The organism is Pseudomonas aegrilactucae, assembly GCF_019168305.1.
Taxonomy (GTDB): Bacteria; Pseudomonadota; Gammaproteobacteria; order Pseudomonadales; family Pseudomonadaceae; genus Aquipseudomonas; species Aquipseudomonas aegrilactucae.
Window position 1 is genome coordinate 1 of record NZ_JAHTBI010000049.1, and the last position, 13563, is coordinate 13563.

Annotated in this window: 17 protein-coding genes, 1 tRNA gene and 2 pseudogenes; 6 read left to right on the forward strand and 14 right to left on the reverse strand. The window is 61.4% G+C overall.

All coding sequences use genetic code 11. From position 1 onward, the window contains the following. Positions 1 to 880: pseudogene (locus tag KUO17_RS14290) on the reverse strand (IS3 family transposase); the annotation flags it as partial. A gap of 92 nt (positions 881 to 972) precedes the next feature. Beyond that, positions 973 to 1248 carry a hypothetical protein gene (locus KUO17_RS14295; protein WP_217976199.1) on the reverse strand — a complete coding sequence of 92 codons (276 nt, stop codon included), beginning with the start codon at positions 1246 to 1248 and terminating at the stop codon, positions 973 to 975. Positions 1249 to 1594: 346 nt separating this feature from the next. On the opposite strand from KUO17_RS14295, the gene KUO17_RS14300 reads away from it, so the two are divergent. Beyond that, the gene (locus KUO17_RS14300) at positions 1595 to 1828 is read left to right on the forward strand and encodes a hypothetical protein (RefSeq protein WP_217976200.1); all 234 of its coding nucleotides are present in this window, start codon (positions 1595 to 1597) and stop codon (positions 1826 to 1828) included. Positions 1829 to 1920: 92 nt separating this feature from the next. On the opposite strand, the gene KUO17_RS14305 is transcribed toward KUO17_RS14300, so the two are convergent. Next, positions 1921 to 2790, reverse strand: coding sequence for a hypothetical protein (locus KUO17_RS14305; RefSeq protein ID WP_217976201.1), 870 nt, complete (start codon positions 2788 to 2790; stop codon positions 1921 to 1923). 1265 nt (positions 2791 to 4055) lie between these two features. Here KUO17_RS14305 and KUO17_RS27200 point away from each other — a divergent pair. The 3 genes and pseudogenes from KUO17_RS27200 to KUO17_RS14315 all read left to right on the forward strand — a co-directional run. Continuing rightward, positions 4056 to 4331: pseudogene (locus KUO17_RS27200) on the forward strand (methyl-accepting chemotaxis protein); the annotation flags it as partial. 45 nt (positions 4332 to 4376) lie between these two features. Continuing rightward, positions 4377 to 4727 carry a CZB domain-containing protein gene (locus KUO17_RS27205; RefSeq protein ID WP_425274861.1) on the forward strand — a complete coding sequence of 117 codons (351 nt, stop codon included), beginning with the start codon at positions 4377 to 4379 and terminating at the stop codon, positions 4725 to 4727. Between the two features lie 73 nt (positions 4728 to 4800). Further along, a complete protein-coding gene (locus KUO17_RS14315; protein WP_217976203.1) occupies positions 4801 to 5103 on the forward strand; it encodes a hypothetical protein in 303 nt (100 codons plus the stop codon). A gap of 51 nt (positions 5104 to 5154) precedes the next feature. Here KUO17_RS14315 and KUO17_RS14320 read toward each other — a convergent pair whose 3' ends face one another. Beyond that, positions 5155 to 5565 carry a bacteriocin gene (locus tag KUO17_RS14320; protein WP_217976204.1) on the reverse strand — a complete coding sequence of 137 codons (411 nt, stop codon included), beginning with the start codon at positions 5563 to 5565 and terminating at the stop codon, positions 5155 to 5157. Positions 5566 to 5618: 53 nt separating this feature from the next. Then, complete coding sequence (locus tag KUO17_RS14325; protein ID WP_425274859.1) at positions 5619 to 5819, reverse strand: hypothetical protein; 201 nt, start codon at positions 5817 to 5819, stop codon at positions 5619 to 5621. Positions 5820 to 6023: 204 nt separating this feature from the next. Between KUO17_RS14325 and KUO17_RS14330 the strand changes: the two genes are divergently transcribed. Together KUO17_RS14330 and KUO17_RS14335 are read left to right on the forward strand one after the other, a co-directional pair. Continuing rightward, the gene (locus KUO17_RS14330; RefSeq protein ID WP_217976205.1) at positions 6024 to 6554 is read left to right on the forward strand and encodes a chalcone isomerase family protein; all 531 of its coding nucleotides are present in this window, start codon (positions 6024 to 6026) and stop codon (positions 6552 to 6554) included. Continuing rightward, positions 6551 to 7075 (forward strand): DUF3833 domain-containing protein, encoded by a 525-nt coding sequence (locus KUO17_RS14335; RefSeq protein ID WP_217976206.1) that lies wholly within the window; start codon positions 6551 to 6553, stop codon positions 7073 to 7075. The genes KUO17_RS14330 and KUO17_RS14335 overlap by 4 nt, the downstream gene beginning before the upstream one ends. On the opposite strand, the gene KUO17_RS14340 is transcribed toward KUO17_RS14335, so the two are convergent. The 9 genes from KUO17_RS14340 to KUO17_RS14380 all read right to left on the reverse strand — a co-directional run bounded on the left by KUO17_RS14340 (position 7044) and on the right by KUO17_RS14380 (position 13372). Beyond that, positions 7044 to 7568: a DUF2878 domain-containing protein gene (locus KUO17_RS14340; RefSeq protein WP_217976207.1), complete on the reverse strand. Its 525-nt coding sequence runs from the start codon at positions 7566 to 7568 to the stop codon at positions 7044 to 7046. The two genes, KUO17_RS14335 and KUO17_RS14340, sit on opposite strands and share 32 nt — an antisense overlap. Positions 7569 to 7570: 2 nt before the next feature. Further along, the gene (locus tag KUO17_RS14345; protein ID WP_217976208.1) at positions 7571 to 8842 is read right to left on the reverse strand and encodes an SAM-dependent methyltransferase; all 1272 of its coding nucleotides are present in this window, start codon (positions 8840 to 8842) and stop codon (positions 7571 to 7573) included. Then, positions 8829 to 9644 carry a DUF1365 domain-containing protein gene (locus tag KUO17_RS14350; RefSeq protein WP_217976209.1) on the reverse strand — a complete coding sequence of 272 codons (816 nt, stop codon included), beginning with the start codon at positions 9642 to 9644 and terminating at the stop codon, positions 8829 to 8831. Before KUO17_RS14350 ends, KUO17_RS14345 begins: the two co-directional genes overlap by 14 nt. Beyond that, positions 9641 to 10888, reverse strand: a complete 1248-nt coding sequence (locus KUO17_RS14355; protein ID WP_217976210.1) for an NAD(P)/FAD-dependent oxidoreductase — start codon at positions 10886 to 10888, stop codon at positions 9641 to 9643. Before KUO17_RS14355 ends, KUO17_RS14350 begins: the two co-directional genes overlap by 4 nt. 5 nt (positions 10889 to 10893) lie before the next feature. Then, positions 10894 to 11649 carry an SDR family NAD(P)-dependent oxidoreductase gene (locus KUO17_RS14360; RefSeq protein ID WP_217976211.1) on the reverse strand — a complete coding sequence of 252 codons (756 nt, stop codon included), beginning with the start codon at positions 11647 to 11649 and terminating at the stop codon, positions 10894 to 10896. Further along, on the reverse strand, positions 11646 to 12068 hold the full coding sequence (locus KUO17_RS14365; protein WP_217976212.1) for a nuclear transport factor 2 family protein: 423 nt from the start codon (positions 12066 to 12068) through the stop codon (positions 11646 to 11648). Before KUO17_RS14365 ends, KUO17_RS14360 begins: the two co-directional genes overlap by 4 nt. A gap of 227 nt (positions 12069 to 12295) precedes the next feature. Further along, a tRNA-Leu gene (locus KUO17_RS14370) sits at positions 12296 to 12380 on the reverse strand. 84 nt (positions 12381 to 12464) lie between these two features. Next, on the reverse strand, positions 12465 to 13169 hold the full coding sequence (locus KUO17_RS14375) for a YoaK family protein (protein ID WP_217976213.1): 705 nt from the start codon (positions 13167 to 13169) through the stop codon (positions 12465 to 12467). 8 nt (positions 13170 to 13177) lie between these two features. Beyond that, positions 13178 to 13372: a hypothetical protein gene (locus KUO17_RS14380; RefSeq protein WP_217976214.1), complete on the reverse strand. Its 195-nt coding sequence runs from the start codon at positions 13370 to 13372 to the stop codon at positions 13178 to 13180. Between the last annotated feature and the right edge of the window lie 191 nt (positions 13373 to 13563).

The following is a 13563-nucleotide window of genomic DNA, read 5'->3' on the forward strand; positions in this document are numbered from 1 at the left end:
GGGTTTATGGATCGCATACTGTGAAACAGCACACTCTGTGGCCGACCACGCTGTTCATAGGCCATGTCCAAGGCCTTGATCACCAGGTCCGCATCGGGCTTCGCTGAAAACGCCCAGCCCACCACGCGGCGGGCGAATAGATCGATGACGGCAGCCAAATAGTGCCAGCGACCTTGAGCCCAGATATAAGTGATGTCACCGCACCAAACTTCGTTTGGTGCCGATACGGTGAACGCTCGATCCAGCACGTTCGGGATATCTGGTCGCTCGACCGTCGCCTTTTTGTAGGCATGTGAACCGGGTTGCTTACTGATTAGCTTCATTTCGCTCATCAACTTGCGCACCTTGAAGCGCCCAATTTCTATGCCGTCCTCGCGCATCATGAACATGATGTTTCGGCTGCCCGCCGCGCTGCGGCTTTGGGTGAACAGTTCGTTCACTCGACTGCGTAAAACCAGCCGCTCAACGTCGGGAATTCGACGCTTGCGGCAGTACGCGTAATAGCAGGATCGGGTGACTTCAAATACCGAGCACAACAGATCAACAGGCTCTTCAGAGCGGAGCTGATCGATTAACGCGAACGCTCGTGTTCCTCGGCCATCAAGAGCGCGGTGGCCTTTTTTAGGATCGATTTTTCCCGCTCCAACCGATTGATTCGGGCTTCTAATTCCTGGATTTTTTGCTGCTCGGGCGTCAGCGCCTTGCTGGTCGGAGTGATACCGCCTCGCTCTTGCTGGAGCTGGTTGACCCATCGACGCAGGGCCGACTCCACCAGCCCAAGTGAACGGGCGGCATCGATATGGCTATAGCCCTGGTCGAGCACCAGGCTGGCAGCTTCGCGCTTGAATTCTGGGGTAAAGGTACGACGTTGCTTGGTCATCAGACACCTCTCTATGGCGAGCATTCTCGCCTAAATGGGTGTCCGGAATCATTAGACCACTACAGTTTGCGACATCTCTTTTCGTACAGAACCTAGGGCTCAAATCGCGTGCCACAGGCATGACACATCCAGGTACGGCGCCAGGCTTCCAACTTGTCATATTGCGCGACATTGAATCGCCAGTGACGAACAAAACCGATCACACCGATGGCGATGAATGCCACGCCGATGAAGAATCGGCTCCAATCAACCCCCCATGACGTGTTCATGAGTTTGAGGCCGTCGTAAAGAATGATGGAACCCACGCCTGCAAGAATCACCGGGCCAAGCAAACGCTTGCCAGGGGGAGGGGAGACACTGGCGGCCAAGTGGGTCTGGTGTCTACCGGTCGTCTCTACCGTCACATTGTGCCCGAATCCGGATTGCGCCTGATGGGTTGCTCTAATCTGAGAAGTACCGGCTGCATGGATAACGGACAGAAGCTGGACATTCTGACCGTGACAGTGTGGGCAGGCGATAGCATTTTGACTTACCACAATCCATTCCTTTGAAATGACAGAGGGCGCATTCTAAAGCACCTCTGAACATCCATGCACTTGGTGGCATTTTGCCCGCGTCGCCTCGACGGCCACGTTTTCTTTTCCGACTTCAACCAAGTCGCCTGGATGAGTTGAGGCACCAGCTACGCTGAAGCTTGAAGCTAGGAGTCCTGACATGGCAGATAAATATGTTGGAAAAATCGTTGGCGTTGGCACAGATAACCTGGAGTACGTGATCAACGTCTACCAGGACGAGGTCGTGGAGCGCTCTTCAAGCGGAATGGTTCGACATGAAGGAATAAAGCACTTCGAAGTACGATCGGGTGGTGACGTGAAGCGGATTTCGGAAACGGTGTACGAGATCGTGGCTACGGGTGTGAGGATCACTGTTCATGAAGGTGAAAACTGAGGACGCCTGCCTTCCATGCGCGCGCGTGGCGTGCAGCGCCGCAGGTGTTGATGGTCGGGGAAGAAGCAACCTCTTCCCCGAACCCTCACTTGCTACGCAGCAACCGCACGCTTCACATCAAGCTTGAAGGTCTCGAGCGTCTTCCCGCTCTGCAGGTCTTCCAGCACGATCTGCACATCGGTGTAGTACTCGATCTCCACCGTTTCCGTGGTGGTGATCACGGTTTGGAGGCCGCCTGCGTTCATGACGCTGTTGATGTTCATGCCATAGAAATGATGCCCTTTGTAGGTCGGGTTGTAGTTGACGGCGGCGTCACCCGAAAGGGTGATCTGGTACACCACTTTCACCTTGAGCTTGCCTTTGCTCGCAGACAGCGTTGCCTTGACAGCCTGGCCTGGCTGGAGGGTAGTGTTTACACCGGCACTGGAGCCCAGCTCCACAGTCTCGCTTTGCGATCCGCCTTTTTGCCAGGCTTGGGTGTAGTTCAGGGACGTCGAACCTGATATGCCCGTTCCCAGAAAGCCAATGGAGTAGTCAATCGATTGACCTACTTCAACAGATGAGGTGTCTGACCAATTGCTCTCTGACGTTACAGAAACATTCTGTGTGATGCCGCAGTTGAATTCGGCGGGCACTGATGAGTTGTTTTTGAAAGTGTTGGTATTGAGCATGACAGGGACAGTGTTGTCGCCAATGACGTCTGCGCTTCTGACAGAGAATCGGCTTTGAACTTCTGGCCAGTTGTAAGTTTTATACAGATCACCCCACGGGGTAGGGCTGCGCACGTACGCATCGTTCGGTGATTTGCCCATATAAGCGGCAACAGCCCTCTTCAGCGAGGCATCCTGGATATTGAATGTATTTCGCTCTGGATCGGTGATGATGTGCTGTACTTCGCCCGAAGCAGTAACAGTCGATGCACCTTCAGATGGCCCAGCGGTGATGCTAATCGAAATAGCCATGCTTACTTCCCTGTAGTGGTGTATTGATCAAGGCAGCACTGTTAGCCGCCCCTCGAGCATAGGCCAGAAGTCTATAGGTGCAAGAATAATTTACAGGGTGGATGATGTTGCACGTAACTAAATGTTTTTCCGGGCTGAATGCTCACAAGTAGTCTTTTTTATTGCACGGGATTTGTAGGCTTGCGCTTACGTTTATTGGTGTTCAAGTCGTATTTTTAAAGCGTATTAACGTTTCGCAGCACCCAAGGCGGGCAACGCAGTAGCTTCGCGACACAAGCTGTCCGCTGCCGCCCTCGCTTGTATCCGCCTGCTCGGCTGCCAGTCCGTGAGTACGCCGCGCCGTCCGCCGCTACATTGAGTCTGCGGGACACGTTGTCTTCGGCTGTCCTTTTCCTATCCTGTACGCGATACGGCGCAAGAAAAGTACAAAGACTTCGAGGGTTCTGTTAAATCGGTCAGGGGCATGTGCATCAGGGCCTATATGGAATCGGTGCCTCAAAGCCCTGCCAAAGAGTTCGTCATGCGGTCTATGGCGTGCTGTTGGCTCTGATCGCGGTAGGCACGTGGCGCTCGACGTTATCACGCGCAAAGAAAAGCCCGCTGGGGAGGGCGGGCTGAAAGTTTCAAAAGGAGTGAGTGAACTATGCACGTACGTTCGTGAAAGGTTTGTGAAAGCGTGTGTGCTCGGGATCGATGGGTGACAGCAATACCGTCGAGAACGCGATAATCAAGGGCCCTGGCGCGATCTATCAGGGGTGATGGCTGATTGATGTCAATGTCCCCTCCAAGGCGTGCACTTAAAATCGACGCAATTATCGATTGGCGTTGCGTGCCGAGGAGCTGCGGGAATGTTTGGTGGAAAATGGCGGGAGCAGGTCAGCGCACAAGCGCGTGAGCTGGACGATCTGCGACAGCACAATCAGGCCCTGTTGCGGGAAAACCAGCAACTGGCCGAGTTGCTGGCCCAGACCCAGGGTGAGCAGGCCCAACTCAACAGCTACAGCCGTTATCAATGCGAGTTGCACAGCAAGCTGGGCATGTTCGACGAGTCGATGAAGCAGACCCGCGAAGGCGTGGTCAGCCAGGCCGAAACCCTGCGTGGCGAAGTCGATCACCTCAAGTCCAACAGCGGCGTGTTCAGCCAGACATCCGAACTACTGTCCTCGTTCTCTACCTCGCTCACGCACATGGCGGGGCAGGGCGTAAGCAGCGTCGAGAGCGTCACCCACCTGCAGGCGCGCGTCAGCGAGATCAGCAGTATCGTGGGCCTGATCAAGGCCATCTCCGATCAGACCAACCTGCTGGCGCTCAACGCCGCCATCGAAGCGGCGCGCGCCGGTGAGCAGGGTCGCGGGTTTGCGGTGGTGGCCGATGAGGTGCGCGCCCTGGCCCAGCGTACCCATCAGGCCACCCAGGACATCAGCGTGCTGGTGGACGCGATCAATGTCGACACCACGGCGGCCAGCACCTCGATCGGCAACCTGTCCAGCGAGGCCACGCGCTTGGCCGGTGACGTGTCGTCGTCGGCGCAGACCCTGGATGAGCTGGTGGTGATGGGCGATCACATGACTGCGCTGATCGAGAGCATGGCGCTCAGCTCGTTCTGCGAGGCGGTCAAGCTTGATCACTTGCTGTTCAAGTTGATGGTGTACCTGCGGCTGTTCAATCAGGACACCAACCTTGAACTGGCGGACCACAAGCATTGCCGCCTGGGCAAGTGGTATCTGATGCCGGAAACCCAGCAGATCTATCAGCACGACCGCGCCTTCGCTCAGCTCGACGACCCGCACCGCCTCTGTCACGAATCGGCCAGCCAGGCGCTGCAGCAGGCGCAGCGCAGCGAATGGAGTGGCGTGGTGGCTTCGCTCGACGCCATGGAGACGGCCAGCCTGAAGGTCAATCAGGTGCTGGTAACACTCGCCCACCGTGGGGGCTGACCCTGCGTACTCCCCAGCCTTCGGGGCACGCTGGTGATATGATCCCGCCATCTCAAGGGTCACGGAGTGCCAAATGAACGAGGGAATGGATGAGCGCGACGTGGTTCGTCGCTGGTGCGCCGTCTGTGCGGTCATCATCGCGCTATTCGGCACAGGCGTGGCACTGTATGTCTTCACCGGCCCTGCAGGCATGTTCTCCGGGCTTCGTCCTGTACTGGCGGCGATCGTGCTGGCGCTCACCAACCTGTTATGCCTGCCCTTGGTCCTGGGTTACTGGATAGCGGCGTTTCGGCCCAAGGGTGCACGCACCTTGCTCATCCTTCAGGGGGGCGGGATGGGTGTGTTTCTGGTCTGGTACGGATTCATGCTTACTTGAAACAGGAACGTCCGGCACCCGGCCGGACGTTCCTGTGCTGCGCGCAGCGACTCAGTGGCGGCGATGCTTGCGTTTGCGCTTGTGCTTGCTGCCGGAGTCATGTCGGCTGTCATCGGCCAGGTGGTTGCCGACCGCACCGCCAGCAGCGCCGCCCAGGCCTGCGCCGATGGTCGAGCCGGTGGAGCCGCCCAGCTTGTTGCCGATCAGCGAACCGCCTGCCGAACCGATGCCGCCACCCAGTGCGGCCTCGGTGCGATTGCCTTTGCGTGCGCCGACGGCGCTGCCTGCCGCGCCACCCAGGCCGGCGCCGATCGCGGCACCGGTGCTGCCACCGATCTGCTGGCCGACGACGTTGCCCAGTGCGCCACCAAGCCCGCCACCGATGGCAGTAGTGCCGTCACCGGCCATGGCAGTCAGGGGCAGCAGGATACCTAGAGCGAGGGTAGGCAAGGTGAAACGCATGGTGTGAACCTCAAGAAAGGGGGGGCAGCCGGTAGTGGGGCAGGGGGGCGAACTCAGCGGTAGTCGCCGCGATAGCGATCATTGCGCCCGCGGTCATCACGCTCGTGACGGTGGTCGCGGTCGCGCGCATGGCGATGATCACGGTCGCGATCACGCCAGCCGCCATCGTCACGTTCGTGATGGTGGTAGCAGCCGGCGGTGGCCAGCATCAGCGCCACCAGGGCGCACTGCGAGAGACGAGTCAGCACGTTCATGTCATTGATCCGCAAGGTGGTTTTACTATGGCGCAAGTATGACCACGGCTTTTTGGTTTGGTTTCCGTTGAGGTCATTTTAAGAACCGATGCCTGCTACCTTGTACGGAATCACCGCTAAACTTGTACAAGGAAATATTTAGGTGCAAGTATTGTGAAGGTAGCGTCGTAGCCCCAACCTGGGATGCGGCCCAAGGAGCACGGCATGCGCCCCACACCGTTCGCGTTATGCAGGCTGTTGCTGCTGTGCACACTGGCAGGCGGGCAGGCCGTGGGCGCCTGGCAGGAGGCATTGCCCGACGCTCGCCTGATCGGCAGTGGCGAGCTCAAGGTCTGGGGCTTGAGCCTCTACAGTGCGCGGCTGTGGAGCGCTGGCCCCGGTTTTGATCAAAAGAAGCCCTTTGCGCTGGAAATCACCTATCACCGCGCGGTCAGCCGCGAACGTCTGGTCAGTATCAGCCTCGAAGAAATCCAGCGCCTGTCGGGCGACAGCGTGTCGACGGCGCAGCTTCGCCAGTGGCAGGCGCAGATGCAGCAGGCGTTTGTGGATGTGCAGGCGGGCGAGCGCATTACCGGCGTCTACCTGCCAGGCCAGGGTTGTCGGTTCTATGTGGGGCAGCGCTTGCAGCACACGGTGCGTGACGAGGCATTTGCGCGTGCGTTCTTCGCCCTCTGGCTGGACCCGCGCAGCCGCAACCCTGAACTGCGTCAGCAATTACTTGGAGGCTCCTCATGAAGCGTTGGTGCATGCTGCTGTGCCTGGTGCTGGCCGGTTGCGGGAATGTCGAGGTTGAGACCTATCGCAATCAATCCCCCGCGTTCGACCTGCGTCAGTACTTCAATGGCCGGGTCGATGGCTGGGGCATCGTGCAGAAACGTTCGGGCGAGGTGATCAAGCGTTTTCACGTGGTGATCGATGGGCGCAGCGACGGTGAAAACGTGGTGCTGGAGGAGCATTTCACCTACAGCGATGGTACCCGCCAGGAACGGACCTGGACCATCCGTCCGGAGGGGCCGGGGCGCTGGCGCGGCAATGCGGGCGATGTGGTGGAAGAGGCCCGCGGGCAAAGTGCAGGCTTTGCGCTGCGCTGGCAGTACGTGCTGAGTGTGCCGGTGGACGGCAAGACCTGGGATATTCGCTTCGACGACTGGATGTACCTGCTGGATGAAAACACCCTGGCCAACCGCTCCTACATGACCAAGTTCGGTTTCGAGGTCGGCCAGGTCACGCTGTTTTTCCGCAAGCAGGTGCAATGAGTCCTCCCAGTTGATGCAGCAATGGCAGCAGCAGCGCCCACACTGCGGCGAGGATCAGCAGGCTGGGCCAGGTACCCAGTGGCAGCCCCACGCCCGCCAGATTCACCCCTCCCCAATACGACAGCGGCCCGCCCAGCGCACCGCTCAGGCTGGCCAGCCACCACGGGCGGGCGCTCCAGGCCAGGCTGTGGCGCAAGGTGCTGGCAAACAGCGGCCACAGCAATGCCAGCCACCCTGGCAGCAGGTAGCGCGGGCCTGCAAAGTCGAATACGCCCAGGATCAGCAGCAGGCTGTCGGTCAGCCAGCCACACAGGCTCACCGCCATGATCAGGCGAAGCTCGCCCGGCTGCGCCAGCCATGTCAGGTGGCTCACCAGGCAGGCGGCGGCCAGCCACAGCAGCCAGGGATGATGCGCGCCCAGCACGCAGGCAAGCCAGCCCAGCTGAAACAGCAGCGCATTGCCCAGCAGGCGTGCCGCGCGTGCGCGTTGCACGATCAGCCCAGTTGACCCAGTAACGGCGCGGGGCGTGCCTCGGACTTGGCCAGCAGCAACTGCGCGGTACCGATAGCGCGCTCCATGAAGCCGCCTTCGCAGTAGCACAGGTAGAACTCCCACAGCCGATAGAAGCTGTCGTCATAGCCCAGTGCCTGCAGGGGCTGGCGTGCCTTCTGCAGGTTGTGGTGCCAGCAGCGCAGGGTGCGCGCGTAGTGCAGGCCGAAGTCCTCCATGTGGTGCAGATTCAGGTCGGTGTCACGCCCCAGTACGTGCAGCAGTACGCTGACCGAGGGCAGGGCGCCGCCGGGGAAGATATAGCGTTGGATGAAGTCCACCGAGCGGCAGGCCTGGGCGTAGCGTTGCTCGCGGATGGTGATGCTCTGCAGCAGCATCAGCCCGTCGGGTTTGAGCAGCCGCGCACATTGCTTGAAGTAGGTGCTCAGGTAGCGGTGGCCCACCGCCTCGATCATCTCGATGGACACCAGCTTGTCGAACTGCCCTTCTAGGTCGCGATAGTCTTCCAGCAGCAGGGTGATGCGGTCCTGCAGGCCCTCGGCCTCGACGCGCTGGCGTGCGTAGGCGTACTGTTCGGCCGACACGGTGGTGGTGGTCACACGGCAGCCGTAATGGCGCGCCGCATACATGGCCAGGCCGCCCCAGCCGGTGCCGATCTCCAGCAGGTGGTCGGTGGCGCTCAGGTCGAGTTTCTGGCAGATGCGCTGCAGCTTGTACTGCTGCGCCTGTTCCAGGCTGTCCTCGGGGGTGCGAAACATGGCGGCCGAGTACATCATGCTCGGGTCCAGCAACTGCTCGAACAGCGTGTTGCCCAGGTCATAGTGCGCGGCGATGTTGCGCCGCGAGCCGCGCCGGGTATTGCGGTTGAGCCAGTGCGCCGCGTACAGCAGCGGTCGTCCCAGGCGCGCCAGGCCGCCCTCCAGGCCATCCAGCACGTCCAGGTTGCTGACCAGTACGCGCACCACCGCGGTAAGGTCGGGGCTGGTCCAGTAGCCCTGGATATAGGCTTCGCCTGCGCCGATGGAGCCATTGGTCGCGATCATGGCCCAGACGGCCTCGTCGACAATCTGGATCTGCCCTTGCACCGGCGCTCCGGCGCTGCCGAAGTGGTGCACGCACGCGGGTTCGATCACCACCAGTGCGCCGTGACGCAGGTGGTTGAGCCGGCCCATCACGGCGCGCTTGAGCAGTGCCAGGCCGATGCCGGTTCTGGGCGCGGCGGTGCTTTTGGCCGGGACGGCCTCAGGGCTTTTCATGGGTTGGTTCCTTAGCTGTCGGTCGTCCGGTGATCGGTTTGGCCAGGCGCCACGCGCCATGGGCGGGGAAGTGGTTGAACAGGCGGTGGCGCTTGAGCAGCAGGCGCAGGGCCTGCCAATAGATGGCCAGCAACGTCTTGCCGGTCATCCACGGGAAACTCAGCAGGTAGCGGTAGAGGGTGTGGCGGCTCAGCTCGATGCGGTTCAGTTGCAACGTGGCGCTGAACACGCGATGGTCCGCCTGCCAGTCCTCCATGCGCACACGCAGGCGTTCGGCGGGCGCGCTGAAATGCATCCGGTATTCAAGGTCCGGCGGCAGAAAGGGCGAGACGTGGAACGCCTTGGCCACACTGAAATGCCAGGGCGCGGCGGCCGTAGCGGGCAGCACGTAGTGATAACGTTGCCGCCAGGGTGTGTTGGTCACTTCGCAGAGGATCGCCGCCAGCCGGCCATCGCCCTCGAAACAGTAGAAGAAGCTCACCGGGTTGAACGACAGCCCCCAGCTGCGGGGTTGGGTCAGCACGCACACCGGGCCCGACGGACGCTGCCCCAGGGCCTGCTCGACCTGATCGCCGACCGCCTCCTTGAGCGCTTTGCCCTTGCCGGTGAGCGAGGGCAGGTAATCCTGTTCGCGAAAGGCGAAGGGTTGGTAACGACCGCTGCCGGCCAGCACGGAAAGCGCCGACAGCTGGGCCTGTTCGTCCAGGTCCAGGTACAGCAGGCCCATGCGGTAGGCAAAGCCGTGGCCGCCCTTGGCATGCCGACGATGGCTCACCCAGCCCTGGTAGAGGGCGCTGTTCACAGCTGCTCACCGAACGCGGCTGCGACGCGCAGTGCGCTGGTCACGCCATCCTCGTGGAAGCCATTGCCCCAGTAGGCGCCGCAATAATAGGTGTGCTGCACGCCGTACAACTCGTCCTGGCGCGCCTGGGCGCGCACGCCGGCAAGGCTGAATTGCGGGTGTGCATAGGTGTAGCGGCCCAGAATCCTGGCCGGATCGATCGCGTCGGTCTGGTTGAGGCTGACGCAAAAGGTCTGCGGTGCGTCGATGCCTTGCAGGATGTTCATGTTGTAGGTCACCGCCGCCGGTTGCGTGCTCAGCCCTCCCAGGCGGTAGTTCCAGCTGGCCCAGGCCAGCGGCCGGCGCGGCAGCAACCGGGTATCGGTGTGCAGTACCACGTCGTTGTCGGCGTAGGCCAATGCCCCCAGGATTTCCCGTTCTGCGGCGCTGGGGTCGTGCAGCACAAGCAAGGCCTGGTCGCTGTGGCAGGCGAACACCACCTTGTCGTAACGCTCCATGCCGGCGCGGCTGAATACACTGACACCGTCAGCGTCGCGGCTTACGCCCAGTACCGGGCAATTGAGGCGAATCGCCTCGGCGAACGGGGCGCACAGCGGAGCCACATAGCTGCGCGATCCACCCCGCACCACGCGCCATTGCGGCCGGTTGTTGACCGACAGCAGGCCATGGTGTTTGAAGAAACGCACAAAAAACTGCAACGGGAACCCCAGCATCTGTGCCAGTGGCATCGACCAGATGGCCGCGCCCATCGGCACGATGTAGTGGTCGATGAAGCGCTGGCCATAGCGGTTCATGTGCAGGTAATCGCCCAGTGTCAGCACATCGCTGACGCGCGCCTGCTCAAGGTCGCGCAGCGCCTGGCGGTTGAAGCGCAGGATGTCGTACAGCATGCCCCAGAACGGCGGTGACAGCAGGTTGCGGCGCTGTGCGAACAGGCTGTTGAGGGTGTTGCCGTTGTATTCGTGGGCGGTGGCCGGGTCGTGTACCGAGAAGCTCATTTCAGTCGGGTCCGAGGCCACGCCCAGGTGCTCGAGCAAGCGGATGAAGTTCGGATACGTCCAGTCGTTGAATACGATGAAGCCGGTGTCGACGGCGTAATGCTGCTCACCCAGTTGAACGTCGACGGTGTGGGTGTGGCCGCCGAGGCGGTCGCTGGCCTCGTACAGCGTGATGCTGTGCTGGCGTTGCAACAGGTGGGCACAGGTGAGCCCGGAAACACCGCTCCCTATGATCGCGATCTTCATGGGGTCTATTCCTTGCTCGGTGAGCGTGACATGCGCTTGACCAGGGCCAGTTGCAGGCGCTGGGGCAGCCAGGCGGCAAGGCGCAGGCTGGCGATGAACACGCGGGGGAAGGCGATTTCGAAAGGCCGGCAGTCCAGCCGCTGGGCAATATGGCGCGCCGCTTTTTCGGCCGGCCAGCGCATGGGCATGGCGAAGTCGTTGCGCTGCGTCAGCGGGGTGTCGACAAAGCCCGGGCTGACCAGGGTGACGGCGATGCCGTCTTGGGCCAGGTCGATGCGCAGTGACTCGAACAGGTAGCGCACGGCAGCCTTGGACGCGCCATAGGCGCCTGCGCGGGGGAGCGCCAGGAAGGTCACGGCACTGGCCACGGCCACCAGATGCGGTTGCTCACCGCGGCGCAGCAGAGGCAGTGCGGCTTCCACGCAGTAGCTGGCGCTGAACAGGTTGGACGCCATCACGCGCTCGACCATGGCGGCTTCGAACGCCTGGCTGTCCAGGTATTCGCAGTTGCCGGCATTGAGAATCACCTGGTCGAGCGCGCCCCAGGCCTGCTCGATGTGTTCACCCATGGCCCGCACTTGCCCGGCGTCGCGCAAATCACCGGCCAGAACCAGTACCTGGCCGGCGTAGCGTTGCGACAGTGCCTGCAGGGCCTGTGCGTTGCGTGCACTCACTGCGACGCGGTGCCCCTGGGACAGCAGCACCTCGGCCAGTGCCGCGCCGATCCCGCTGCTTGCGCCAGTCAGCCAGATGCGCTTCATGCCAGCCTGCGCTTGAGCCAGCGAATAGCGCTGCCCATCAATGGCATCTGCTCGTACAGCAGCGCGCCAGCGTCGAAGTAGTCGTGGTGCAGGTAGACCTTGTCCCGCCACATCAGGCAGGAACAGCCGCGCACCTGAATCGGTTGCCCCCCGTTCAGTCGCGGGTGGCGATAGTGCATCGTCCAGCGCAGGTAGCCCAGCCCCTGGCCGACCTGGTCGTAGCCATGGAAATCGAAATGCAGGGCCTGGACGTTGGCGTACAGTTGGTCAAAGTAGGTACGCAGGGCACTCAGGCCCTGTACCTGATGCAGTGGGTCGCGAAACTGGATATCGTCGCTGTACAGCTCGCCGAGGCGCTCGAGATTGCTCGCGTCGAGCTCGCTGAACCGCTGTGCAAAGCGTTCTAGGTAATCTGACATGACCTGCACCCATGACCCTATTGGTCATTTAATTGTACATAATGTTGTATTTGTACAAGATATTTGCAGGTTAGAGGGAAATTTGTACAAGTCAATGCGCGCTCGCGGATTTCGCATGCGCCGAGGAGGATAGAGGCAGGAATGTCAGGCAGCAGAAATCGCCTGGATGGCTTCAGGGCAAGTCGGGCGATTGATCAGATGAAGTGCGAGGGAGGGTGCAAGGGGGATGGTGCCTCGAACCGGAGTCGAACCGGTACACCTTTCGGCGGCGCATTTTAAGTGCGATGTGTCTACCAATTTCACCATCGAGGCGGTGCAGCAGACTGCCGATTAGACATGAAAAGACAGAACAAATCAATAGCTTAAGCCCTTGGCCTGGGCCTCGACGCGGGCTGCTCATTTGGTCATGTAGCGTCTCAGCCATCGGCGTGGGATAAACACCGAGACCACGGCCAGCAGGGCTGCCAGCAGGCTGCAGGCCAGCAGCGCAGCCAGCCCCAGGCGATGCTCGAGCAGGCCACCGATCACGGCCCCGCAAAACATGCCGGCCCAGGGCACCAGTTGCACACGCCAGCCCGGGCGGCGTTCGCCCAGCAACCAGCGCCCCAGGCCGCGGCCAAAGCGAGACAGGGCGCCGGTGACGTAGGTTAGCCCGATGGGCAGCCCGTTGACCTCTTCGACCGCGGCATTGAGCATGCCCATGGCAATGATCGCGGCAAACAGCGCGGCCAGTTGCGCGTGGCTGTCGACCAGGCCTGCCGTCAACAGCAGGGCTGCGGCCAGCAGCAGCAAGGGCCAGGCGCGCCGGGCGCTGAGCCAGGCGACGATAACGCCCAGGGCATTGCCGGCGATAAAAGCGCCGATCAGCAGCGCCAGCCGTAGCGCCAGGGCCCAGTGGCCGTCGCCCAGGGCCACGGCCATGCGCGTGGTATTGCCGCTCATGAATGAGACAAAATCGCCGGTGGCGAGAAAGCCGATCGCATCGGTCATGCCGGCCAGTACCGACAGCGCGGCGACAAAGAACAGCCCGACCTGGCCGCGGCGTTTGTAGACCAGGGTGGACAGTGGGCCCCGATAGCCGTGGGTGCGCTCTGGCAGCATGTGCTGGGCTACGGCTCGAGGCTGCTGGCGACGCAGCGCAACTCGTCGATCGACGCCTGCAGGCCGCTGATGCTGCGCTGGATGTCCAGGGCATCCTGGCTGTGTACCGAGTGCTGCAGGTAGCGCGCGTGCCCGGCCAACTCCAACGCCACCCGTTCAAGGTCCGCAGCGGTGTGCTGCAAGTCGTCGTGAATGCCTTTCATCCGCAGGTCTGTGGTCAAAATCGTTCCCTCTTGTAATACACCTGGCGACTATAACAAGTTGAATTCCAGGCGGGGGAAGGAAAAGGCGTGCTCAACTGTCGGAACGCTTGCGCCTCTCGCGGGTCAACCGATTTGCCAGCGTTGACACGACGACACCGCTGAGCCACTGTTCTGCGCGTCATGGATCCAAT